Genomic DNA, 22,599 nt, shown 5'->3' with positions numbered 1-22,599 from the left:
GGCGTTTTAGAAGGCGTTTTTGAGCTCTTGCTCATCAAGCATATTGAGTTCAAAACGTTTAATACAGTTACGACCGCTGTCTTTTGCGTTATAAAGCGCAATATCTGCAAACTTAATGCACTTCCAAATAGAGTCTGAATCTTTAGGAAAAATCGATGCACCCACACTGAGTGTTTTGTTAAAAGTCGCTCCATTATTGGATTGAATCGGTGTTTTTTCAAAGGCCATACGTATTTTATTGGCGATATTTTCGACCATGGTCTCTTCGCATTCATACAGCAAGATCAAAAACTCTTCGCCACCAAAGCGAAAGGCCGTATCGGCTTCTCGGATATTCTCTTTAAGGATGTGTGATAAAGCCTTGATAGCGCGATCCCCAACATCATGCCCGTACGTGTCGTTGACCATTTTGAAAAAGTCAATGTCGATCATCAAAATACCATACACAATGCCATTGCGTTTGGCTTGAGAGAGCGCTTTTTCGATGTACTCATCCAGGTATTTTCGGTTGTAAAGTCCTGTTAACGCGTCAGTGGTAGAGGAGATTTTTAAAATTTCCGTCAGGTTTTTACTCACCAACTCTGGGCGTGCGGCGTCGATGTAGTTTTGAATTTTAGGCAGTTGCTCTTTGGTGTGCGCTAACGCTTCAGGTGTCGTGGTCCAAATGCTAAGCAAAAGTTCAAAATCACTGCTGATCAGATAAGGAATACACAAATGATGCGCACAGGAGTCACACGATTCGCAGATATTTCTAAACTGATCGGAATAAACGGCTTGTTTGGTGCGAAGTGCCCTACACGTCGGGTCAATGGTACGCTTTTGACTGGAAGCATCAAAGACAATGGTTGGGTTGATCGCATCTTTGCCTGATTCGATCAAGACAAAATCTTCAAGCCCCAAATCGTGCTGTAAAATAGAACCAATACGTCGATACACCTGCTCTTTGTCTTCATCAAATTCGATGGTGCGTTTAAACTGATAAATGTCGGAGAGCTCGTGCACAATTGCTTGTGCATCCAAAAGAAGGTCAGGTTGATGGTTGGGTGAAAGGGCTAAAAACTTTTTAACGGTGACTTCAATGTCATTGAGTGTATTTTCAAGTTTTTCAAGGAGTGAATTGATCCAAAACATCACATTGTGGCACTCTTTGTCGCTACCGCTAAAGCGAACGCGTCTGCTGTAGTCACCCTCTTGCGCTTTGTTCATGACAAAGGTAATCGAATCGAAAAGCTCCATCAGGGGTTTCATGGAACGATTGATGACGAAAAAAATGAAGAGCATAATGAAAATGGAAAGCAACAAAATGCCTAAGGAGGTGATAACACCGTTGGTGCGCACTTCATTGATATTAAACACAATGCTGATCGCGCCTAAAACTTCACCCTCTTTGGCTTGGTGGCACTGCATACAGTTAGGTGAGCCATTCTCTTTGGCAATGTAAGGGGTGCTGATGCGCAGTTTTGCACTGTGTGAACTCTCTTCGTTTTGTTTGTGAACGGTTCCTGTTTTAAGTGTCTTATCATCAATCTCATCGCGAACCACTTCGTTATTGAAGCCTTTTCCAAACTGTTTGATGACCGATTCACTGCGAACTACCCAAAGCGCTTCGACTCCTTTGGCGGTGCTGATTTTATTGAGAAAAAACTCTCTTTGATCCATCGTGCCACTGAGCATGTGCGCGGAGAGTCCATCTTGAACCAGATCCGCAATGATTTGTGCTTTCTCTTCCGCATTTTTGATACCAAGGTCACGAATGGAAAACGCTAAAATGACCATCAACAGCATAAAAGAGATAAAAATCGTTCCAACAATAACCAAAGAGAGCTTTTTTTGCATCACACTTCCTTACATGTAATTATTCTACGGTCACACTTTTGGCAAGATTTCGTGGCATATCCACATCGTTTCCTAAACGGATCGAAATCTCTAACGCCAGCAACTGGGTGATAATCATCATCTCAAAAAACTCACTCATCATATGTGTTTGAGGAGTTGTTTTAATAAAATCATCGGCTAATTCAAAAGGCTCTGGACTGATAATGAGCAGTGTCGAATCACGCGCACCTAGCTCTTCAACGTTACTTTTCATTTTGTCGTACAAAAGATTTTTAGGCATTAAGGCAATCGTAAAAAGTTCACTGTCCGCCAGTGCGATGGGGCCGTGTTTCATTTCACCTGCTGGGTAACCTTCCGCATGTAAATAGCTGATCTCTTTCAGTTTAAGCGCTCCTTCAAGCGCAAGCGGGTAGAAAAGATCGCGTCCGATAAAGAAAAAGCCATGCCCATGCAAATAGCGTTTGGAGAGACGACGAATCTTCTCATGCACACTCTCATTGACTTTTAAAACAAGGGGAATATGCAATAGGGCTGCAATCTCACGTTGCAAGATTGATTCTTCAATGGTTCCTTTTGCTTCACCCACAAAAAGGCTTAACAGCCAAAGGGTAACGACTTGGGTTGCAAAGGCTTTGGTACTTGCAACCCCTTTTTCGATGCCAGCACGCGTAAGAATCGTCATATCGGCAGTGCGTACGATGGAAGAGTTATCGACATTGCAGATAGCAAGCGTGCTCATACCGCTCTGCTTTGCCATTTTAAGTGCTTCTAGGGTATCTGCCGTTTCGCCGCTTTGAGAGATGACAATAAAGAGCGTTTTTGGATCAAGCAAAGGCTCTTTGTAGCGAAATTCACTGGCAATTTCAACGTTACAGCGAATTTTCGCAAGCCTCTCAAACATATAAGAGGCACTGAGTGCAGCGTGGTAACTCGTCCCGCAGGCACAGATTTTGATCGCATCAATGCTACTTAGATCAAGATGTGAGAGTTCATCCAAAACAACCGAATTGTCTTTAATGCGACCCATCAATGTCTCAGCTACTACTAAAGATTGCTCGTAAATCTCTTTTTCCATAAAGTAACGAAAGCCATCTTTTTGTGCAGAAATTTTGTCGTGGGTTAAGGTTTTAAAATCAAGGTGTTGTGGCTTAAACTCTTTCAGAAGGGTAATCTCTTTGTCTTTTGCCCAACCGTATTCGCCATCTTCTAAGTAGACGACTTCATTGACAAGTCCGACAAGCGGCGCATCGGAGGAGCTAAAGTAGACTTCGCCTTCGGCGTTGGTACCAAGGAGCAGCGGCACAGCATTTTTAGCAAAAAAGATCACATCGGGCTCTTTTTTGGTGATCAATAAAATTGCATACGCGCCCTGCAACGAAGCAATCGTCTTCTCAAATGCTTTAAAGCAATCCCCCACCTCTTTAACATTTTTTTCAAACAGGTGAACAGCAACTTCGGTGTCGGTTTGGCTTAAAAATTTGACGCCATCTTTTAAGAGTTCATCTTTGATCTCTTTGTAATTTTCGATGATTCCGTTATGAATGATGTAGGAGTATTGCCCCCAATGTGGGTGTGCATTCGCTTCGGTGGGTTTTCCATGCGTTGCCCATCTTGTGTGCCCAATGCCCACGCCAAAGCCTGAAGAGCTAAAATGCTCCACTTTATGGCTGAGGTTAGAGAGTTTTCCGGTCGCTTTAAATGCAGTGATTTCACCCTCTTTAAGCACCGCAATTCCCGCTGAATCATAGCCTCGGTATTCGAGCTCTTTGAGTCCATTGATTAAAAAATTTCGCTTCTCTTTTGTTCCAATATAGCCAACAATTCCACACATAAACGTCACCTTTTTTTAATAAAAATAGTCTAAAATATCTTTTCCATTGTCGCATAAAAGCCCTGTTTTTTCGATTAAAAGCAGGTTTCGCGTCCGATTCTTGATGGTCTGAATCTTCGCCATTGCAATGTCGATACCATGCTCATCAAAGACACTCATAAAGTACGCCATAAGCCCGTGTTGGTTCTTGGTGTTGACGTGCATCAGCGCATACGATTTGGAGTGTTCGCAGTTGATCTCGATCTCCCCTTTGAGGATAATGGGCTTTTTCAGCGACACTTTTTTATTCATATCAAACGAGTTGTCGACAAGTTCACAAATCAGTTCAATATCGCACGCCTCAACCTTTTCGTTAAAGTCGATTTGGAAGTATTTCTTGCCATCAAAGAGTTTATAGATGTCCATCTGAACAAGATCCAAATAGGTGAGTTTTCCCAAAAGATACCCGATGTTAAAGGCTTGACCCCTAATCACATTAATGCTGAGGTGATCTTCATTGCTGATTTTGTAACGATACGAGTCAATGGGTGTCTCTTCCGCCTCTTTGACGATTTGCACAATGGCACTGGTTTTTTGTTTGAGAAAGAAGAAGTTCGACTGCACGCTGAGCGTTTTTTTCTGAAGCGCTTTGGAGAGGGCTAAAAACTCAGGACTCTTTTTGAGACTGTTCTCTTTACGCAGACGTTTTGTCGTCTCATCGATGAGCTCTTCTTTGTCAAACATATCCAGGCTGTAGTTGTAAAACTCACGCAGTAATTTGGCGACAAATCCTGTGTAAATGTTGTCGTTGACCGCGTTGGTATCGGCATAGGTAAGGATATAAAGCATCTTCAAGATTTGAGGACTTTGCAGTTTTGAGATAAATGCAAGCACGACTCTTTCATCGTAAATATCTTCACGATTCGCCGTATTACTCATCAGCGTATGGTACTTAATAAGCGTTATTCCCGTCTCAATCGCTTGTTCTGAAAACTCTAACTTCATCGCATACGCTCTGAAAATTTTAGCGCCCAGTTCACTGTGATCGCCTTTTCTTCCTTTGCCGATGTCATGCAAAAACGCGACCAGTTTCATCAAAGCTCGACCTTCTGGACAGAGGTCATCAAAAAGCGATTTGATGAACGGCTCTTTGATGTTCTCCAAATGATAGAGCGTGTGCAAGGAGTGAATGTCCACAGGGAGTTTGTGATAACCATCAAACTGCGCAAGATTGAGGATTTGGCGTACAGGCTTAATCACTTGTTGTAAAAGGGAAGCTTCGTACAAGAGGCTGAAAAGCGTGTAAAGATTGTGTTGAAAGAGGAGGGCGCGAAATTGCTTGTAAATTTTCTTTGAATTGTGCGACGTAAAATGAGCACTTTTGATGTAATGGACGTAGCTGATGTCAAAGTTCAGTTTTGGGTCATCAAACTGTTGCAGTTCCGCTAATACCATACTCAAACTGGGGCTTGGCTTTTTGAGTGAGGCATACACACAGTGATCAACCACGTAAAGCCCTTTTTCTACGCGTCCCTTTTTGAGGGCACTCAAGCGTGTCGGTTGACTCAAAATAGAGGCGGTGAGTTTGCGCATAAAAATCTTACATGTAACATCAATGGTGTGCATCGCTGACATTGTTTTTGAGGCGAGTTGCATCTGGGCATTTTTCAATATTTTGTTCTCAAACCCCAGCTTTTCCGCTACATCGGGAATGAATTCGAGGTTAAGCACATCTTGTTTTTTCTTGGCACTGAGATGAAGGGCTGAGCGAACGCGAAATAAAAACTCCAAAGAGCTTCGAAACTCCCGATACTCCTCTTCATCGATGATCTCAGGCACACGGTCACGAATGCGAATACTGCCAAAGAGAATTTTACAGATCCACGAGAGCGTGTTGGCATCACGAAAGCCGCCCACACCCTCTTTGATGTTGGGCTCCATACTCATCGGATGCTTTGAGCGACGCTCTTCATAAGCATTCACGATCTGCGCGATAACCTCTTTTTTCTGCCAGCGTTGAATTTTTAAAAGTTCCCGCTCGGTTTCCATCCACAAGAGTTTTGAACCGCATAAAAAGCGAGATTCCAGCATCGCGGTTTTGATGGTCAGGTCTTGATTGCTTGCAGGAACGAGCTCTTCAAGTTTGTGGGTGCGGTGCCCGAGTTTGATCCCTGCGTCCCACACGAGGTAGAGCATGGATTGCACCATCGGCTCGATGTTATAACCGGGAAGGGCTTTGTAAACCACCATCAAATCCACATCGGAATAGACGCACAGCTCTTCCCTTCCATAGCTTCCCATGCCGACTAAAACAACGGGAATGGAGTTGACAAACGGCATGTAGTTTCCGAAGTATTTGCGCAGGGTGTATTTGTAAATGAGGATGATAAATTGGTCGATTTTTTTGGCATGTTTAACGAGGAAGTCTTTGCCTTGATTTTCAACAAATATCTCATTGAGCGAGCCAAGATAGCTCTTGATATGCTCTTTAATCAACTTGGAAATTTCAAAATCGTTTGCATTTTGGTCGATTAAATCTTCAATAATCTCTTCAATATCCATTCTACATTCCTAGTTTCATGTTGCTCTTAGTTATCATACTAAAAAAAAGCTTGTTTCTAACACAATGTGTAATAAAATTGTGACAAAATTGTGCTAGCAAAAAAAATTAAGGATTAACATTCGTTTTACCAAGATGGGAGTAGCATTTTACTTTGACAACACTACTTGGTCCGTTAGCTCAGTTGGTAGAGCATATCACTCTTAATGATGGGGTCGTAGGTTCGAAGCCTACACGGACCACCATTTTCTACGTTTTCACCCTCAACCATTCTAAGCTATAATACCTCATCAAATCTTTACATGTAAAGGACAAAAATGATACAAAAGCCCTATTTGAAGGCGTTTCCTGATGCAAAAGGCTATTTTGGAAAATTTGGTGGCGCGTTTTTACCACCTGAACTCGAAGAGCAGTTTAAAAAGATCGAAGAGGCGTACCTGACCATCGGTAATTCACACAATTTTATTCGCGAATTGCGTGACATTCGCAAGCATTACCAAGGTCGCCCGACACCGGTGTATTATGCCAGACGTCTAAGCGAGTTTATTGGAGGTGCTAGAATTTACCTCAAACGAGAAGACCTCAACCACACAGGAGCGCATAAGCTCAACCACTGCATGGGCGAGGCGCTTTTAGCCAAATACTTGGGCAAGAAAAAATTGATCGCTGAAACAGGAGCAGGGCAACACGGCGTGGCGCTCGCTACCGCGGCGGCGTATTTTGGGTTAGAGTGTGAGATTCACATGGGTGAAGTCGACATCGCCAAAGAACATCCTAATGTGGTTCGTATGCGTGTTTTGGGTGCGAAAGTAGTACCCGTAACCTTTGGGGCTAAAACACTCAAAGAAGCGGTGGACTCAGCGTTTGTGGCGTACCTTAAAGACCCTGAAAACAGCATCTACTGTATCGGCTCTGTCGTAGGTCCTCATCCGTTTCCGATGATGGTGCGAGACTTTCAAAGTGTGGTCGGCATCGAAGCCAGAGAGCAATTTTTTGAGATGACAGGAAATTTACCTGATAACTTGGTCGCCTGCGTTGGTGGTGGCAGTAACGCGATGGGACTTTTTTCCGCCTTCATCGACGATCCGTGCGAAATGTACGGCGTTGAACCCGGAGGCAAAGGGACAAAACTCGGCGAACATGCCGCAAGTTTGACCTATGGAAGCGAGGGTATTTTGCATGGATTTAACTCCATTATGCTCAAAAATGAAGCGGGTGAGCCCGCCGCGGTGCATTCGGTTGCGAGTGGCTTAGATTACCCATCCGTTGGCCCAGAACACGCTTATCTGAATTCCATCGCACGCACCAAAGTCGGCATCGCCAATGATGCAGAGACGATTCAAGCCTTTTACGATCTAAGCCATTATGAAGGCATCATCCCTGCGCTTGAGAGTGCGCATGCGGTGGCATTTGCAATGAAACTTGCGAAAGAAAAACCGTATGAATCGATCTTGGTTAACCTCAGTGGACGAGGCGATAAAGACATTGATTTTGTGGTCGCTAATTATAAGCCAGAAGATTACATGTAAAAGCGTTACGAAGAGGTTTTGATAGCCTCTTCGCCTCTTTACATGTAAAGGTCAATCTACCAGTACAATGCCCATAGATTCGAGAAGATATAGTGCTTCAAATCGCCTGAAAATGGCTCCTTTAAGGTGATTGGTTCGGATGTCGATCATTGTGTTTTGCGCGTCAATAAAATTAGCCCCTTCCAGATGGGTGTTGTTAAATAACGACCCTTTCAAATCACTGCCGCTCAGATCAGCTCTTCTTAGTGTTGTGTCCCTAAAATCGACCTCTTTGATGCGACACTCTTTCATCACGATGCCATCTAGCGCTAATCCAAAGAAGTTGCTATCATCCAAAATGCACTCGTGAAAACGAAGTGGATAGGGATTGAGCAGGCTTTTCCAGTCGCCTTTTGTCCAGTCAATGCCGATCATTTTGCACGATGAAAACGTCACATCGCTCATTTTGGTATTGGTTGGTTTCATTAGACTTAGGTTGCAGTTTTCAAAACGGCATTCGGTAAATTTGCAAAAAGAAAAAACTGTTTCACTGAAATCACACGAAACAAACGTACAGTCATCAAACTCCGCTTTGGTGATCTTTACACCCTGCAGCTTCGCCCCTTTAAAGGTTTCTGCAAAGACATCCATACGGTCGCTAATAGTCTCTAAAGGCGCACCCATAACGTTTAATAACTCATTGACCCAGCGTTAAGTAAACCAATCGCGATCGACATAAATGCCATTAAAACGCCTACGGCAACATCGCCATTGCTGATGTGTCTTTCAACGGAGAATTTACCACCTAAACGTGTCATGCCAAAAGCAAACAGAAGCTGAACCACCATCGCGATGATCGCCCATGTGGCAAAATCAAGGTAGGAAATAGAGTTGACAAGCGCGCTGTAAAGAGGAATGCAGAGCCCCAATATGGCGCCGCCAAATCCAAGTGCCGAGGCAGTGTTATTCTCTTCAAAAATCATTTTGTAGTCATCGTACGGTGTGACTTTTGCGTAGAGAAAGAAGAAGAGTGCGAGCACGGCAAGTGAGGTTACGAGGAAAAACCCAAAGGAGAGCAAATAGTGAAAAATCATGGTACGACCTTTCTTTTAATTATACCTAAAGATACAAAAATACTTTAACCTACGTTTATAAAAAATGTTGCTAAAATCCATCTTTATTTCAAATCATGAAAGTATCCTATGACTCTTATTGAGAAGCTAGAAAATAATCAACGATTAACGTTAGAAGATGGTGTTGCGCTCTACGATCTTGACCTTTTTACATTAGGCAAATACGCCAACCAAAGAAGGCGTGCGCTTCATGGCAACAAAGTCTTTTTCAATGTCAACCGACACATTAACCCCACGAACATCTGCAAAGACATCTGCAAATTTTGCGCTTTTTCAGCCAACCGTAAAAACCCAAATCCTTATACCATGAGCCACGAAGAGATTTTGAGCATATTGGACAACTCGGTTAAAAACAACCACATTACCGAAGTGCATGTGGTCTCTGCGCATAATCCTGATGCGGGATTTGAGTGGTATATGGAGATTTTTTCCAAAATCAAAGAACGTTTTCCTTCTTTACATGTAAAGGCGTTGACGGCGGCGGAGATCAACTTCTTGGCAACGGAATATCACCTAAGCTTTGATGAGGTCATCGACAAGATGATCGAGTATGGCGTAGATTCGATGCCCGGTGGTGGCGCTGAGATCTTTGATGAAAAAGTGCGCGAGTATGTCTGCAAAGGCAAAGTAAGCTCCGCCGAATGGTTGCAGATCCATGAACTCTGGCACAAACGTGGGCATGAGTCCAATGCGACGATGCTCTTTGGACATGTGGAAAAACGCGAACATCGCATCGACCATATGCTTCGCCTTCGTGACCTGCAAGACCGCACAAATGGCTTTAACGCGTTTATTCCTCTTGTCTATCAGCGTGACAATAACTATTTACATGTAGACGATTTTTTAAGCTCTACTGAAATTCTCAAAACCTTTGCGATCAGCCGTTTGATGCTCGATAACATCAAGCACATTAAGGCGTACTGGGCAACTTCCACGATCAATCTTGCTCTAGTTGCACAAGAGTATGGCGCGGATGATCTGGATGGAACGATTGAAGCCGAAGCGATCCAATCGGCTGCTGGAGCCAACAGTGCTAAAGGACTTGGGTTGCAGAGCATTTTAGAGTTGATCGAAACGAGTGGCTTTACACCCGTTGAACGCGATAGTTTATACAACGAACTCAAAATTTACTAAATATCTTCAACAAAGGATCGACTTTGGACTTTTTCAAACTTGAAAAAAATGGTACGACGGTTAAAACTGAGTTTACAGCTGGTTTTACGACGTTTTTGACCATGATGTACATTGTGCCTGTGAATGCCATCATTATGAGCAAAACGGGTATGCCAATGGAGGCGTTGATCACAGCGACCGCTTTGATTACCATTTTTTCGACCATTTTAAATGGTCTTTGGGCAAATACTCCAATCGCGATGAGCGTTGGAATGGGGCTTAACGCTTACTTTACGTTTGGGTTGGTTTTGGGGATGAAAGTGCCTTGGCAAACGGCTCTTGGCGTTGTTTTCATCTCGGGCGCTTTGTTTGTACTTCTTTCGTTCACACAACTTCGTGTGTGGATTATGAAAAGTGTGCCGATTGATCTAAGACGTGCGATTAGTGCGGGTATTGGGACGTTTATTGCGTTTATTGGCCTTAAAAGTATGGGCATGATTATCGCCAATCCTGCCGTTTTAGTGGGGGTGGGAAATTTTAAAAATCCCAATGTTCTTTTGGGCGTGCTTGGGCTTGTTTTGGTGTTTGCATTTCATTCATGGAAGCTCAAAGGTGCTTTTATCTTGGCAGTTCTTGCGACATCGGTTGTTGCGTGGGTTTCAGGTATTGCACCGTATCCGACAGAGTTTTTCTCCCTGCCAGCTTCGATTAGCCCGATCTTTTTAGAGCTTGATGTAACATCAGCCCTTACTTTAGCGCTGTTTCCTGTGGTAATTACTTTTTTGATTACAGACTTGTTTGATTCCATTGGTACCCTTGCGGGTGTTGGGTATCGTGCGGGGCTTTTTAAAGACGATGGCAAAGAGCTTCAAAAAACGCTTGAAGTGGACGCAGTTGCTACGGCTGCGGGTGCACTCTTAGGTGTTTCAACCACAACCTCGTTTGTGGAGAGTGCCGCAGGCGTGGAAGAGGGCGGAAGAACGGGCTTAACAGCGGTCGCAACAGGGCTGTTTTTCATCTTAACACTTTTTATGATGCCACTGTTTAAAGCGATTCCTGAAAATGCAATCTACCCTGTTTTGGTGATGGTTGGTGTTTTAATGTTTAGTGAGCTTTCCCATGTCAATTTTAAAGACACAGCCATTGCGGTTTCAACGTTTTTAATTGTCATTATGATGCCACTAACGTTCTCGATTACCAACGGTCTTGCGTTCGGGTTGATTTCGTATTTGATCGTAAAGTTAATTAAAAAAGAGTACCAAGATATTAATTTTGGTATTGTATTCTTAACATTTGTCAGTTTAATCGTATTTATTGTCCAATAAAACTAAAAGGAAATTATTTGCGTTATTACAGTTATGAAGAGTTTAAAGAAGATGTAAACACCCTTGCAAAAGAGATCAAGCCTTATAACCCTGATGTTATTTTAGCGGTGGCACGTGGTGGTATGACCCTAGGTCATTTTTTAGCAGAAGCGTTGGAGATGCGCAATCTTTACGCCATCAATTCGGTGCATTATGAAGAGACGAGGAAGCTCGATACCATCAAAATTTTTAATATCCCAGATTTGAGTAAAGCCAAACGTGTGGTGATTGTCGATGACATCATCGACAGCGGCGAGACGATGATCGAGATCGAGCGTGTGCTTGGTGCGAAGTATCCTGACGTGGATTTTAAAATCGCGGCAGTTTTTTACAAAGAAAAAGCACTGCTTCGTCCCGATTTTGCTGCGCGTGAAGCCACTGAGTGGATCGAGTTTTTCTGGGATTTTCAAATTGACAACATCAAATAGACACGGGAGTGCAAACTCCCTTGCTCACTTTTTGATTCACCATCAACTTCTCATCATCTATACCTGTACGATTCTAACCCTCTGCACCCTTTACGCGGTTCAGCCCATCCAACCCCTTTTTGAAAAAGAGTTTGACCTCAGTCGTTTTGAGGCGGTCATTTTTACCACGGTGATTATGTTACCGCTGAGTTTTGCACCGATCTTTTACGGTTATATCTTAGAGACCTTTTCGTCCAAACTCTTTTTGAGAAATGCGGTTTTAATTTTGGGCATTTTAGAGCTCTGCTTCGCGTGGAGTAGTAGTTACTCTATCCTTTTAACTATCAGGGCATTGCAAGGGCTTTTGATTCCTGCAGTGCTGACCTCTTTGATGAGCTATATCAGTTTTATTACGCCCAAAGATAAAGTGCAACAAGCCATTGGTTATTACATTGGGGCGACCATTTTGGGTGGATTTATTGGGCGTTTGCTCTCAGGCATCCTCAGTGATCTGTTTGGCTGGAGACTCTTTTTTGTGCTTTTGGGCGTCGCTTTAGTGCTGATGTTTGGCGCACTCAGTTTTTTAAGCGAAGAGGTGAAGGTCGATTTTGTCAAACCCAAACTTTCCCAAGTGATGGGTGTTCTTAAAAACAAAACTTTTTTTAACATCTACCTGATGATGTTTTTTATCTTCTTTGTGTTTCAAGCCCTGCTCAATTTTCTCCCTTTTCAACTTAAAAATTTAAGCTCGACGATGGGGTATGGCAAAGTGGGCATGATGTATGCAGGCTACATCATCGGGTTTATTATCTCCATTCGTATTTTGTGGATGATCCGCTTTTTTGGCAATGAAACGAAGACGATTATTTTTGGAATTTTAACTTATGTTGTGGGGTTGCAGATTTTTCACATTAACGACTATCTGGTGATGTTTGGGGGTATGTTTGTCTTTTGTGCAGGCTTTTTTATTATTCACTCCGTTGCTTCGGGGCTGATTAGCAAACTGGCGCACGAAAAACGCGCTATTTCCAATGGGTTGTATCTGTCGTTTTATTACGCAGGAGGAACCATTGGTACGTTTGCACCCGGTGTTTTTTATCACTATTTGGGGTGGCATATCTTCCTCGTACTTTTGGCGTTGATCGCCTTTGCAACGCTTTTTTTTGCGTTTAGACTGCAACGTACACTGCGCTCTTAACGCTTTACATGTAAAGCGTCAAAAGCTTTTTGAGGAGCATCTTTAAATTGCGCCATAATCGTTGTGATCTCCTCCATGCACTCTAAAAAGGCATCGACCAGTTCGGGGTCAAAATGCTTTCCTTTTTCTGAATTCAGATACGCAACGGCGCGCTCCACGCTCCAAGGCTCTTTGTAAGGTCTTTTGGAGGTGAGGGCATCAAAAACATCGGCAATGGCGACAATTCGACCTGCTAAAGGGATGTTAAATCCTTTAATGCCATACGGATAGCCCGTGCCATCAAACTTCTCATGGTGGGTGAGCGCAACGACACGCGCGGTTTGAAGCAGGGCGGATTGGTGATTTCCGATGATTTCTGCGCCTTGCAGTGGGTGCTCTTTCACGATTTTCCACTCTTCTGCGCTCAGTGCTCCCTCTTTGCGCAAAATGTAATCGGGAGTACCTATTTTTCCGATGTCGTGCATGGGTGCGGAGAGAAAGATGAGTTCGGCTCTGACATTATCCAACCCAATTTTTTGAGCAATAATTTTCGTGAAAGCACTCATACGCAAAATGTGCGTGCCCGTTTCATTGTCTTTGTACTCCGCCGCACGCCCAAGTTGGCGAATGACCTCCATACGTGTAAGCACGATCTCTTCGGTGCGCTCTGCTAGTTTTTGCTCTAAATTGCGCTGATACTGAATCAAGCTCACTTGCGTTTTGATACGCGCCAAAACAATGGACGCGTTCACCGGTTTGGTTATGTAATCCACTGCGCCAAGACTCAGCCCCTCTTCTTCATCTTTACACTCACTCAGCGCCGTGACAAAAATGATGGGAATGTTACGTGTGAGCGGATCATTTTTAAGTTTTTTGCAGACTTCATAGCCACTGATTTCGGGCATCATAACATCCAGCACGATAATATCGGGGATATGGCCTGCTGCAATGAGATTGAGCGCTTTTATGCCATTGTTGGCTACTTTAACCGTGTAGAAAGGCTTAAGGATTTCACTTAAAATCATAAGATTTTCAGGCGTGTCATCGACGATAAGGATGGTTTCCATGCGGATTAGTCTGCCTTTTTAAAGATGGGTGTAGGTAAAATAGACTCAATCAGTTCGACAGCATTTTCAAATTCAAAGGCTTTAATCTGCTCAAACGCTTCCAAAAGCGTTGCATCGGTCGACTGAATCAACATCATGGCATCATCCAAGGCTGTGGCATCAGCGCATTTAAGCTTTGCCACCAAGCGTGTCAGCGACGCTGGAGTAATAGCCATTTTGGGAATCTCGCTGTGTAGGACAAGGGGTTGAATTTTTTGGCATAAGGCGCGAATCTCTTGCTCGATCGAGTGTAAAAGAGGATCATTGGGTGCAAGAGGGTGAGCGCTGAGTTCTGCTTGTTGGGCTAAAGCACTGAGAGAGTCCATTCCTAGTGTGCCTGCCATGCCTTTGAGTGTGTGGCAGACGCGTTTTGCACCTTGAATATCATTGGCTAAAACCATGGTGCGATAGGTTTGGAGAAAATGAATCTGCTCTTTTTCAAAGCGCTTTAGAAATTGATAGTAAAGTGTTGCATTGCCACCCAAACGCTGTATCGCTTGAAGCGTGTTAATCCCATCAAGTGCCAATGTCTCAGCGGTCTCATGTGCTATTTCAGGAGCTTGTTTATGGCAAAAACGTGCAATCTCTTGGATCAATTTTTTGGCATCAATGGGTTTTGCGACATAGCCGTCCATACCTGCGTCATAGCATTTTTGCTCATCCCCTTTCATCGCATTGGCAGTCATCGCAACAATGGGCAAGCTTAATCCAAGCGTTTCTCGAATGTGACGCGTGGTTTCAAAACCATCTAAAATAGGCATTTGGCAATCCATTAATATGAGATCTGGCAGAGGATTTTTGGCGAGCCAATCCAACGCCTCTTGACCATTTTGCGTCACATGCACGTGAATGCCCACTTCACTTAGGATTTCAGAGGCTACCAGTTGGTTGCTCTCATTGTCTTCTGCGAGTAAAACCGTGATCTCCTCTAAGAAGGATTGGCGTAGCTCTTTTTCATGGGCATGATAGAGTGGTTCGATGAGTCGTTTATGCCCGCACATGTCTGTGAGCGCATCAAAAAGCATCGAGCCTGTGATGGGTTTAACAAGCACGGCATAAGGTTGATTGTCACCTAGTTTGGCGATGAGTTCTTCTTTATCGTAAGCAGTGACCATCATAATGGAGGTAATTTGATCACCGTATTGCTCTTGAATCAGCTGAAAAAGGGTGATGCCATCCATCCCTTCCATCTTCCAGTCAATAATCGCTACATCGGCTTTAAAGCCATTATTGAGCAGCACCAATGCCTCTTTGGCACTTTTACATGTAACGCATTCAACCCCAAATTGGTGGAGAATCTCAGCAAAAATTTCCAGTGCGGTTTCATTGTCATCCACGACTAAAATTTTAAGCGCTTTGGTGATCATGGTTTGTGATGGCGGTGTGTAGGTCGAATCCACTTGCAAAGGGATTTCAAACCAAAACGTACTTCCCATCCCATAAACACTCTCACAATAGATAACCCCATCCATCATCGCCACCAGTCCTTGTGCGATGCTAAGCCCCAGTCCCGTTCCGCCATAATGGCGCGTGGTTGACATATCGGCTTGGGAAAAAGCGCTAAAGAGTCCTACGGCTTGCTCTTGTGTGATGCCAATGCCACTGTCTTTAATCTCAAAGCGAATTTTATGTGTGCCATCTTTTTCCGCGCGAGCACGAAGTCGTATAATAACCTCTCCTTGGGTGGTAAATTTCACCGCATTGCTCAGCAGGTTGAGCAGAATTTGCTTCAGACGCAGTGGGTCACCTTTGTAGTGATGGGGGGTGATATTTCCCATGTCTATGAGTAACTCAAGTCCCTTTTGTTGGGCTTTCATGCTGATAAGATCGCTCACGGAGACAATGAGCTCTTCGAGTTGAAAAGGGATGGATTCGAGTTGAATTTTGTCGGCTTCAATTTTTGAAAAATCTAAAATATCATTGATAATATCTAAAAGATGATGTCCTGCTTCCGCTACTTTGGTGAGGTAGTGGCGCTCTTTTTCAGGAAGATCTTTGCGCAAAATAAGCTCAGTCATACCGATGATAGTGTTCATGGGGGTGCGTATTTCATGGCTCATATTGGCTAAAAACTGGCTTTTGGCTTGGTGAGCATGGGCAGTTTTTGCCATAGCGATTTTAAGCTCTTCTGCGGTGCGCTGAAGTCGTTGGTTGGCAAGCGTGGCTTTCTCTTCTGCGAGTTTGCGCCTATGAATTTCGCGCTTAAGAATTGCTAGCCACACCCCAATGCAGATAAAGGCAAAAAAGGCAATGCTCAAAATCTTTACAATCAAAGCGTAATCGACTTTTTCTTTAATCTCTATTTTGATGTATTTTTTATAGAGTGCATCTTTTTCCACTTCACTGATTGCGTCGATGCCTTGATTGATCAAAGGAAGCAAAGAGGCATCATGAAGTGCCAAAATGAGTTTAAATTGATCTTTTAAAATACCTACAATTTTAAGATTGGAGAGTCCACTGTTTTGCAGAGCGTATCCTAACGTGGGTGCCATATCGATGAACAGATCCACTTTTTTATGCTCAACGGCAATTAATCCCTCTTGGATATTTTTCACCAAATAGGTTCTGATCTTAGGGTAGTTTTGGACAAGGTGCTTTTGCACCGATGAATCTGCTACGACGGCAAGAAAGAGATTTTGTTTGGAAACTTCTTCAAGATCGGAAATTAAGATGTCGGATTTGCGCCCAGCTAAAACGAGGTTAAAGTGAAACAGAGGTTTGCTCATCACTTCATGCAAAGGGGCATCCACTCCGATGTACCCAGGGATCACATCAAATGCCCCCGCATTAAATTTTTGAAGCACCACACTCCAATGTTCAGAATAGTAGCGGTAGTCAAATTTGACATTGATTTTTGTCTCTAAAAGGTGCAGATAATCCACCACTAAGCCGCTGGGTGTTTGGTTGTGAATCACCATAAAAGGCTCTAATGTGCTTTGGCTATAACGAAGTGTCTGTTTGTCAGAAGCACAATACAAAAAGGATGGTAGTACAAAGAGTAAGAAGAGTGTGAGAAAAAGTGCCCATCTTTTTATCATGCGTCAAACCTTAAAGGGATTCTAGAACTAGTATAACGCTATCTTCTTTAATCCTTTTTGAATAGGAAGCTCTTTCGATGTAAGCGATCTTTCCTTTTTCTTTACATGTAAACACACACAAAAAGCAATTTTAATGCCTTTATGTAACAAAATGTAGCATTGTGTATCGTGCACACAATAGCCAAAATGCTAAAAAAACAGCAAATCGTTTTTTTCTTGATAAGAAGCCAAAAAACGTGCTACGATGTCTCTAATTTAATTAAAAAAGGAGTCATGATGCGTAAATCGTTACGATTTGTAACAAATTTGGCAGCCATCGTTGCACTAAGCAGTGCTTTAAATGCGTTTGAGGTGAGCAAACCCGTGTGTCTCGCCCCCGCAAAACCAGGTGGTGGATTTGATCTTACATGTAGACTTGTCTCTAACTCAATGACTGCTTCTAAGGTCATTGACAAACCGATGATCGTTAACTTTATGCCCGGTGGTGTGGGTGCGGTTGCGTATAACCATGTCATCGGTCAACGCTCCAATGACCCTGAAATGATTGTTGCTGCGAGTACGGGATCTGCTCTTAACATTGCACAAGGCAAATTTGGCGCCAAGTATACGATTGATTCTGTCAAATGGCTTGCGGCTTTGGGTGCTGATTATGGCGCTGTTATTGTTAGAGCGGATGCAAAATGGAATACTTTGGCAGAGATGGTAGCCGATCTTAAAGCAAATCCAAAGGGTTTTGCACTGGGTTCTGGTGGGTCTATCGGTAGTCAAGACTGGTTTAAAGCCGCCATCATTGCAAAGCTTGCAGGCATCAATCCTAAAGACATGAAATACGTTGCCTTTGAAGGTGGTGGCGAAGCTTTGACAGCCTTGCTTGGCAATCACATTCAAATTTACCCAGGTGACATCGCAGAGTTCTCAGGTCAACTCTCTTCTGGAAAATACAAAGTGCTTGCGATTCTCTCAGAGGAGAGACTTCCGGGTCAAATGGCAAACATTCCTACAGCCAAAGAACAAGGGTATGATGCCGTTTGGACTATTTGGAGAGGCTTTTACCTTGGACCAAATGTCACTGAAGAGCAGTACAACTACTGGGTAGAAAAAATTCAAACATTGGTTAAAACACCTGAATTTGCAAAAGAGAGAGAACTCAGAGGGCTTTACCCTTTTACCAAGATAGGCAAAGAGTACCAAACCTTTATGCAAGAAGAAGAGAAAAAGTTTAAAGAACTTACGAAAGAGGCAGGACTTATCAAATGATCGACAGGCTATTTGGAGTCTTTCTCCTATGTTTAGGACTCTATGTATTGTATGGGGGATTCTCTTTGGAGGTCCCTTTTTCCTATGACCCTCTAGGGCCAACGGCGTTTCCCATTGCTTTAGGTGCCGTTTTAGTCCTTCTTTCACTTTTTGTGATTGCAAAACCTCAAAATGCTAAATTCCCAGGACTGAATACGGAGTTAAAAACGGTTTTGATTGTTCTGTTGTTGTTTGTTTATCAACTCGGTTTTGATTTTTTAGGCTTTTTACTCTCCACCGCACTGCTTGTTTTTTGTATCGCTAAAATTTTTAAAGGAACAACCTCCCAAGCTTTCGGTGCAGGTGTGGGCGTGAGCGGTGTTGTTTATCTGATCTTTAGCTTTTTGCTTGAAGTGCCACTTCCTGTGGGTTCACTTTTTGCGAAGCTCTTAGGAGTCTCGTCATGATGGAAGTTTTATCGTCTTTAGCAGCAGGTTTTGCTGTTGTCTTAACACCAACCCATCTTTTTTTGATTTTCCTTGGATGTTTGTTGGGTACGCTTTTTGGAGCACTTCCTGGACTTGGGCCTATCAATGGAGTGGCAATTTTGCTTCCTATCTGTTATACCCTAGGGCTTCCTGTTGAGTCTTCTTTGATTATGCTTGCGGGTATCTATTATGGTGCTGAATTTGGCGGGAGGATTTCGAGTATCTTGCTCAATGTTCCAGGCGACGCTGGAGCGGTCTTTACCTGCTTGGATGGTTATCCAATGGCCCAAAAAGGCTTAGCCGGTCCTGCTTTGGCCCTCTCGGGTGTGGCTTCTTTTATTGGAGGAACCATTGCGATTGTTGGACTGACCTTTTTTGCACCTCTTTTAGCCAGTGTTGCCATCTACTTTGGTCCTGCAGAATATTTTGTTTTAATGGTCTTTGCTTTTGCTACCATCGGTGCTTTGATGGGTTCAAATCCTGTTAAAAGCCTTATTGGTGTCACCATTGGTTTGATCATTGGGGTTGTCGGTGTGGATTCTACGACGGGGGTACTTCGCTTTACGCTTGGGGAAGCTGAGCTTTACGATGGTTTTGAGTTCTTAATCGTTATCGTAGGCTTTTTTGCAGTCAGTGAGATTATGCTGATGTTAGAGCACCACAGCAGTGAAGATTTTGAGATGCCAAAAATTACCCGTGTCTATGTCACGATGAAAGAGCTGCTTTATTGTAAATGGACGATGGTTCGCTCTTCGTTGATTGGGTTTGTTGTTGGAACACTCCCCGGAACTGGCGCTTCGATAGCCAGTGCGGTTTCGTATACCATTGCACAAAAGATCTCCGATAAAGAAGGTACGTTTGGCAAAGGCGATATGCGAGGACTTGCAGCGCCTGAGTCTGCAAACAATGCATGTGCGGGCGGTGCTTTGGTGCCTATGCTTACCCTTGGCGTTCCAGGTAGCGGAACAACGGCAGTGCTTTTGGGCGCTTTGATGCTTTATAACATTAATCCAGGACCGATGCTTTTTGTTGAACAGCCTAAATTGGTCTGGGGATTGATCGCTTCGATGTACATTGGTAACGTAATGTTGCTTATCATTAACTTCCCAATGGTACGTATTTTTACCAAGATTTTACAAGTGCCTTATTGGCTCTTGGTACCTTCTGTAATTGTTTTAGCGTTTGTGGGGGTTTACTCGGTCAATATGAGTACTTTTGCACTGCTACTTTCTCTTATATTGGGTGTTTTAGGCTACTTCTTGCGTAAACTTCACTACCCAATGGCGCCTGTTATTTTAGGCTTTGTTTTGGGAAAAATCATGGAAGACAACTTACGACGCGCTTTTGCAATGAGCGGTGGTGAGATTGGAATCTTTTTCCAAGGAACGATTAACTACATTCTTTGGGGATTGACACTGTTTATTCTGTTTGTTCCTATGATTGCCAAGATGGTATCAAAACGTTACGCTTTAGGTAAAAAATAGACTTTTTACTCGGTTGTCTTGAGCTTGTACTTGCGCTCAGGACGACCGACTGAGCCATACAGTGAGTCCACTTCGACTTTGTGCTCTCCTACCAAATACTCCAAATACCTTCGTGATGTTGTACGGTTAATTCCCAATATTTCTGCTATTTCACTCGCAGAGAAAAACGTTTGACTTTGGTGCAACGCACTTAAAATCTTCTCCAACGTAATGCTATCAACCCCCTTTGGCAATCCTACATGTAACGGTTTGTTCGTCTGCATGGTTTTGTTAAAAAACGCATCGACTTTGCTTTGAGAGAGCTCTTCTTGAGAGATGACTTTCTCTTTGTAGTCGTGAAATTTTTGCAAAGAGGATTGGAAGCGGTAAAACATAATAGGTTTGATGAGGTAGTCAAAAACGCCATACCTTAAGGACTTCTCAAGTGAAGCCATCTCTTTGGCGGCGGTAATTAAGATAACATCGGTGTGGACAGCATTGCTTCGCATCCAGCTTAGAAAATCAATGCCATTGCCATCGGGAAAATAGACATCCAAAAGAAGCAGATCGGGGTGCATGAGTTCGATGTACTCTTTGAGTTCGCTGATAGTATTTGCAATGGCGATCACTTCAAAATTGGCTATTTTTTCCACCATATTTTGGTGCAACAGCGCAATGCGTGGATCATCCTCAGCAATCAAAACTTTAATCATTACGGTTCCCTTTTGGAATATGAATGCTCACAATAGTACCATAATTTCCTTTGCCAAAGGAGACAAATCCACCAAGCCACTCTAGGGTACTTTTCACAAAAAAGAGACCATAACCACTGTGCAGTTCGCCTTTGGTGGTAAAGCCTTTTTCAAAAATCTTTTCATGAAGTGTTTCATCAATTCCCAGTCCTGAGTCTTCCACTTCAAAAATAAGATCGTTGCCAATGTCTGTGACAAAAAGCGTAACCTCTTTTTTCTCTGAGAGTTCAGCTGCATCAATCGCATTGTTGATGATATTGCCCAAAATAGTTAAAAGATGCTTGGAGATGGAAGGATCAATGCTCTCTTGAAGAAAGCTGTTTTCATCGAGAATAATCTTCACTCCTTTGTCAAAGGCAAAGTAGTATTTCCCGATAAAAATTGAAGCGACAAGGGGATCATGAATCACATTTTGAAACTGCTCGATAATTTTTTCATCGGGCAGATGGTTTTCGCTGATCAATGCGATGGCTTTATCGTACTCTCCGATTTGAATATGCCCAGAGATCAGGTGCAGAAGGTTGGAAAATTCATGCTTTTTCTCTCTCAGCCTCTGCGAATACTGCTTAACACGGGTGAGTTCCCACACCAGCGCATCCATCTCCTCTTTTTTTCGACAACTTGAGACCATACCGATGGTTTTCCCTTCATGGCTAATGGGTGCGAGATTGCAGATGTAATCCTCCCCATCAATGTCAATATTGACATCTTTCATCTCTTTACATGTAAGGAGATATTTTTCTAATCCAAGAGGTGGATGTTTCGTTGTTTCACTTAACTGAAAATAGCGTTGTGCCACCTCATTGCACAGCGTCATTTCACCTTCTGTATTGGTCGCAATGATCGCCTCTTTGACAGCATTTAAAATCGCCTCCTTTTCTAAAAAGAGACGGCTGATCTCTTTGGGTTCGTAGCCTAAAAGAGAATTTTTGATCTTTCGTGAGAGGATAAACGCCATAATAACGGTTAAAAGCATGGCACCATACAGGTAAATGAGAAACTGCTGATGACGCTGTGCGATAATCTTGCGCACGTTCTCTTCCAAATACCCCACGGAGACAATGCCTACAATGTCACCATTTTTCCCAAATACAGGAGACTTCCCTCGGATCGAGGGACCGAGTGTCCCTGTGGCTTTGGAGGTGTAGTAGAGTCCATCCATAAGGGCTTTTTCATTGTCTTCTCCCATCATCCGATCACCAATAAGCTCTTTGGTTGGGTGGGTCAGACGAATGGAATTTTGATCGCCAATGACGATAAACCTCGCATCAATGGAGCGTTGAAGGAACGTCATCATCGCATCTAACTCTCCGTTTGGGTCTTTTGCTTCAACCAGCTCAATGACTTCTGGCATCAACGAGATCGTTTTTGAGATAGCAAGGGCGCGTTGACCGATCTGCTCTTCCATAAGCTCTTTTAAAATATGCCCCAAAAAGAGGCTAAAAGTCAACAAGGTCGCCAAAACCAGCATCGTCGAAAAAATGAGTAATTTAAGCAATAATCCCTCATTGGGGAAGGATAATCTTTTGAATTTTTGCATTTGAAGAGCGTTTCCTTGGTTTTGGCTTTACATGTAAAGAGTTTTATGGTTACTTAACGTAACAAAAT

Annotated in this window: 17 protein-coding genes and 1 tRNA gene; 9 read left to right on the top strand and 9 right to left on the bottom strand. The window is 43.2% G+C overall.

Features of this window, described 5'->3' with window-relative positions; genetic code table 11:
- Positions 1-6: 6 nt before the first annotated feature.
- From SMUL_RS11810 to SMUL_RS11800, 3 genes are read right to left on the bottom strand one after another with little or no spacing between them, the layout of a single operon-like run.
- On the bottom strand, positions 7-1,836 hold the full coding sequence (locus SMUL_RS11810) for a GGDEF domain-containing protein (RefSeq protein ID WP_025345462.1): 1,830 nt from the start codon (positions 1,834-1,836) through the stop codon (positions 7-9).
- Positions 1,837-1,855: 19 nt separating this feature from the next.
- Positions 1,856-3,667: a glutamine--fructose-6-phosphate transaminase (isomerizing) gene (gene glmS, locus SMUL_RS11805; protein ID WP_025345461.1), complete on the bottom strand. Its 1,812-nt coding sequence runs from the start codon at positions 3,665-3,667 to the stop codon at positions 1,856-1,858.
- A gap of 15 nt (positions 3,668-3,682) precedes the next feature.
- Entirely contained in the window at positions 3,683-6,208 is a 2,526-nt protein-coding gene (locus SMUL_RS11800; protein WP_025345460.1) for a [protein-PII] uridylyltransferase family protein, read from the bottom strand.
- A gap of 167 nt (positions 6,209-6,375) precedes the next feature.
- Between SMUL_RS11800 and SMUL_RS11795 the strand changes: the two genes are divergently transcribed.
- A tRNA-Lys gene (locus SMUL_RS11795) sits at positions 6,376-6,451 on the top strand.
- Between the two features lie 72 nt (positions 6,452-6,523).
- On the top strand, positions 6,524-7,735 hold the full coding sequence (gene trpB / locus SMUL_RS11790; RefSeq protein WP_025345459.1) for a tryptophan synthase subunit beta: 1,212 nt from the start codon (positions 6,524-6,526) through the stop codon (positions 7,733-7,735).
- Between the two features lie 51 nt (positions 7,736-7,786).
- Here trpB and SMUL_RS11785 read toward each other — a convergent pair whose 3' ends face one another.
- Together SMUL_RS11785 and SMUL_RS11780 are read right to left on the bottom strand one after the other, a co-directional pair.
- Positions 7,787-8,398, bottom strand: coding sequence for a pentapeptide repeat-containing protein (locus SMUL_RS11785; protein ID WP_025345458.1), 612 nt, complete (start codon positions 8,396-8,398; stop codon positions 7,787-7,789).
- 5 nt (positions 8,399-8,403) lie between these two features.
- Complete coding sequence (locus tag SMUL_RS11780) at positions 8,404-8,808, bottom strand: DUF350 domain-containing protein (RefSeq protein WP_038533375.1); 405 nt, start codon at positions 8,806-8,808, stop codon at positions 8,404-8,406.
- A 108-nt stretch (positions 8,809-8,916) separates the two neighbouring features.
- On the opposite strand from SMUL_RS11780, the gene mqnE reads away from it, so the two are divergent.
- From mqnE to SMUL_RS11760, 4 genes are read left to right on the top strand one after another with little or no spacing between them, the layout of a single operon-like run.
- Positions 8,917-9,981, top strand: coding sequence for an aminofutalosine synthase MqnE (mqnE, locus tag SMUL_RS11775; RefSeq protein ID WP_025345456.1), 1,065 nt, complete (start codon positions 8,917-8,919; stop codon positions 9,979-9,981).
- A gap of 23 nt (positions 9,982-10,004) precedes the next feature.
- A complete protein-coding gene (locus SMUL_RS11770) occupies positions 10,005-11,285 on the top strand; it encodes an NCS2 family permease (RefSeq protein ID WP_025345455.1) in 1,281 nt (426 codons plus the stop codon).
- A 17-nt stretch (positions 11,286-11,302) separates the two neighbouring features.
- Complete coding sequence (locus SMUL_RS11765; RefSeq protein WP_025345454.1) at positions 11,303-11,752, top strand: phosphoribosyltransferase; 450 nt, start codon at positions 11,303-11,305, stop codon at positions 11,750-11,752.
- Entirely contained in the window at positions 11,736-12,929 is a 1,194-nt protein-coding gene (locus tag SMUL_RS11760; RefSeq protein ID WP_025345453.1) for an MFS transporter, read from the top strand. The genes SMUL_RS11765 and SMUL_RS11760 overlap by 17 nt, the downstream gene beginning before the upstream one ends.
- Here the strand turns inward: SMUL_RS11760 and SMUL_RS11755 are convergent.
- A complete protein-coding gene (locus SMUL_RS11755; protein WP_025345452.1) occupies positions 12,926-13,975 on the bottom strand; it encodes an HD domain-containing phosphohydrolase in 1,050 nt (349 codons plus the stop codon). The two genes, SMUL_RS11760 and SMUL_RS11755, sit on opposite strands and share 4 nt — an antisense overlap.
- Before the next feature lie 5 nt (positions 13,976-13,980).
- On the bottom strand, positions 13,981-17,052 hold the full coding sequence (locus tag SMUL_RS16745) for a response regulator (protein WP_025345451.1): 3,072 nt from the start codon (positions 17,050-17,052) through the stop codon (positions 13,981-13,983).
- A gap of 276 nt (positions 17,053-17,328) precedes the next feature.
- On the opposite strand from SMUL_RS16745, the gene SMUL_RS11745 reads away from it, so the two are divergent.
- The 3 genes from SMUL_RS11745 to SMUL_RS11735 all read left to right on the top strand — a co-directional run bounded on the left by SMUL_RS11745 (position 17,329) and on the right by SMUL_RS11735 (position 20,260).
- Complete coding sequence (locus tag SMUL_RS11745) at positions 17,329-18,309, top strand: Bug family tripartite tricarboxylate transporter substrate binding protein (RefSeq protein WP_025345450.1); 981 nt, start codon at positions 17,329-17,331, stop codon at positions 18,307-18,309.
- Between the two features lie 65 nt (positions 18,310-18,374).
- Positions 18,375-18,755, top strand: a complete 381-nt coding sequence (locus SMUL_RS11740; RefSeq protein ID WP_235674101.1) for a tripartite tricarboxylate transporter TctB family protein — start codon at positions 18,375-18,377, stop codon at positions 18,753-18,755.
- A complete protein-coding gene (locus tag SMUL_RS11735; RefSeq protein WP_025345448.1) occupies positions 18,755-20,260 on the top strand; it encodes a tripartite tricarboxylate transporter permease in 1,506 nt (501 codons plus the stop codon). Before SMUL_RS11740 ends, SMUL_RS11735 begins: the two co-directional genes overlap by 1 nt.
- A gap of 5 nt (positions 20,261-20,265) precedes the next feature.
- On the opposite strand, the gene SMUL_RS11730 is transcribed toward SMUL_RS11735, so the two are convergent.
- Together SMUL_RS11730 and SMUL_RS11725 are read right to left on the bottom strand one after the other, a co-directional pair.
- Positions 20,266-20,952, bottom strand: coding sequence for a response regulator (locus tag SMUL_RS11730; RefSeq protein ID WP_025345447.1), 687 nt, complete (start codon positions 20,950-20,952; stop codon positions 20,266-20,268).
- Positions 20,945-22,531, bottom strand: a complete 1,587-nt coding sequence (locus SMUL_RS11725) for an ATP-binding protein (RefSeq protein WP_025345446.1) — start codon at positions 22,529-22,531, stop codon at positions 20,945-20,947. Before SMUL_RS11725 ends, SMUL_RS11730 begins: the two co-directional genes overlap by 8 nt.
- Positions 22,532-22,599: the final 68 nt, after the last annotated feature.

Source organism: Sulfurospirillum multivorans DSM 12446 (assembly GCF_000568815.1).
GTDB lineage: Bacteria > Campylobacterota > Campylobacteria > Campylobacterales > Sulfurospirillaceae > Sulfurospirillum > Sulfurospirillum multivorans.
The sequence above is the reverse complement of the archived record's forward strand: the minus strand, read 5'-3'. Positions and strand labels throughout refer to the sequence as shown.

Coding starts and splice junctions, on each gene's coding strand:
- SMUL_RS11810 (WP_025345462.1), bottom strand. CDS start 1,836: ATGCAAAAAAAGCTCTCTTTGGTTATTGTTGGAACGATTTTTATCTCT.
- glmS (WP_025345461.1), bottom strand. CDS start 3,667: ATGTGTGGAATTGTTGGCTATATTGGAACAAAAGAGAAGCGAAATTTT.
- SMUL_RS11800 (WP_025345460.1), bottom strand. CDS start 6,208: ATGGATATTGAAGAGATTATTGAAGATTTAATCGACCAAAATGCAAAC.
- trpB (WP_025345459.1), top strand. CDS start 6,524: ATGATACAAAAGCCCTATTTGAAGGCGTTTCCTGATGCAAAAGGCTAT.
- SMUL_RS11785 (WP_025345458.1), bottom strand. CDS start 8,398: ATGGGTGCGCCTTTAGAGACTATTAGCGACCGTATGGATGTCTTTGCA.
- SMUL_RS11780 (WP_038533375.1), bottom strand. CDS start 8,808: ATGATTTTTCACTATTTGCTCTCCTTTGGGTTTTTCCTCGTAACCTCA.
- mqnE (WP_025345456.1), top strand. CDS start 8,917: ATGACTCTTATTGAGAAGCTAGAAAATAATCAACGATTAACGTTAGAA.
- SMUL_RS11755 (WP_025345452.1), bottom strand. CDS start 13,975: ATGGAAACCATCCTTATCGTCGATGACACGCCTGAAAATCTTATGATT.
- SMUL_RS16745 (WP_025345451.1), bottom strand. CDS start 17,052: ATGATAAAAAGATGGGCACTTTTTCTCACACTCTTCTTACTCTTTGTA.
- SMUL_RS11745 (WP_025345450.1), top strand. CDS start 17,329: ATGCGTAAATCGTTACGATTTGTAACAAATTTGGCAGCCATCGTTGCA.
- SMUL_RS11735 (WP_025345448.1), top strand. CDS start 18,755: ATGGAAGTTTTATCGTCTTTAGCAGCAGGTTTTGCTGTTGTCTTAACA.
- SMUL_RS11730 (WP_025345447.1), bottom strand. CDS start 20,952: ATGATTAAAGTTTTGATTGCTGAGGATGATCCACGCATTGCGCTGTTG.
- SMUL_RS11725 (WP_025345446.1), bottom strand. CDS start 22,531: ATGCAAAAATTCAAAAGATTATCCTTCCCCAATGAGGGATTATTGCTT.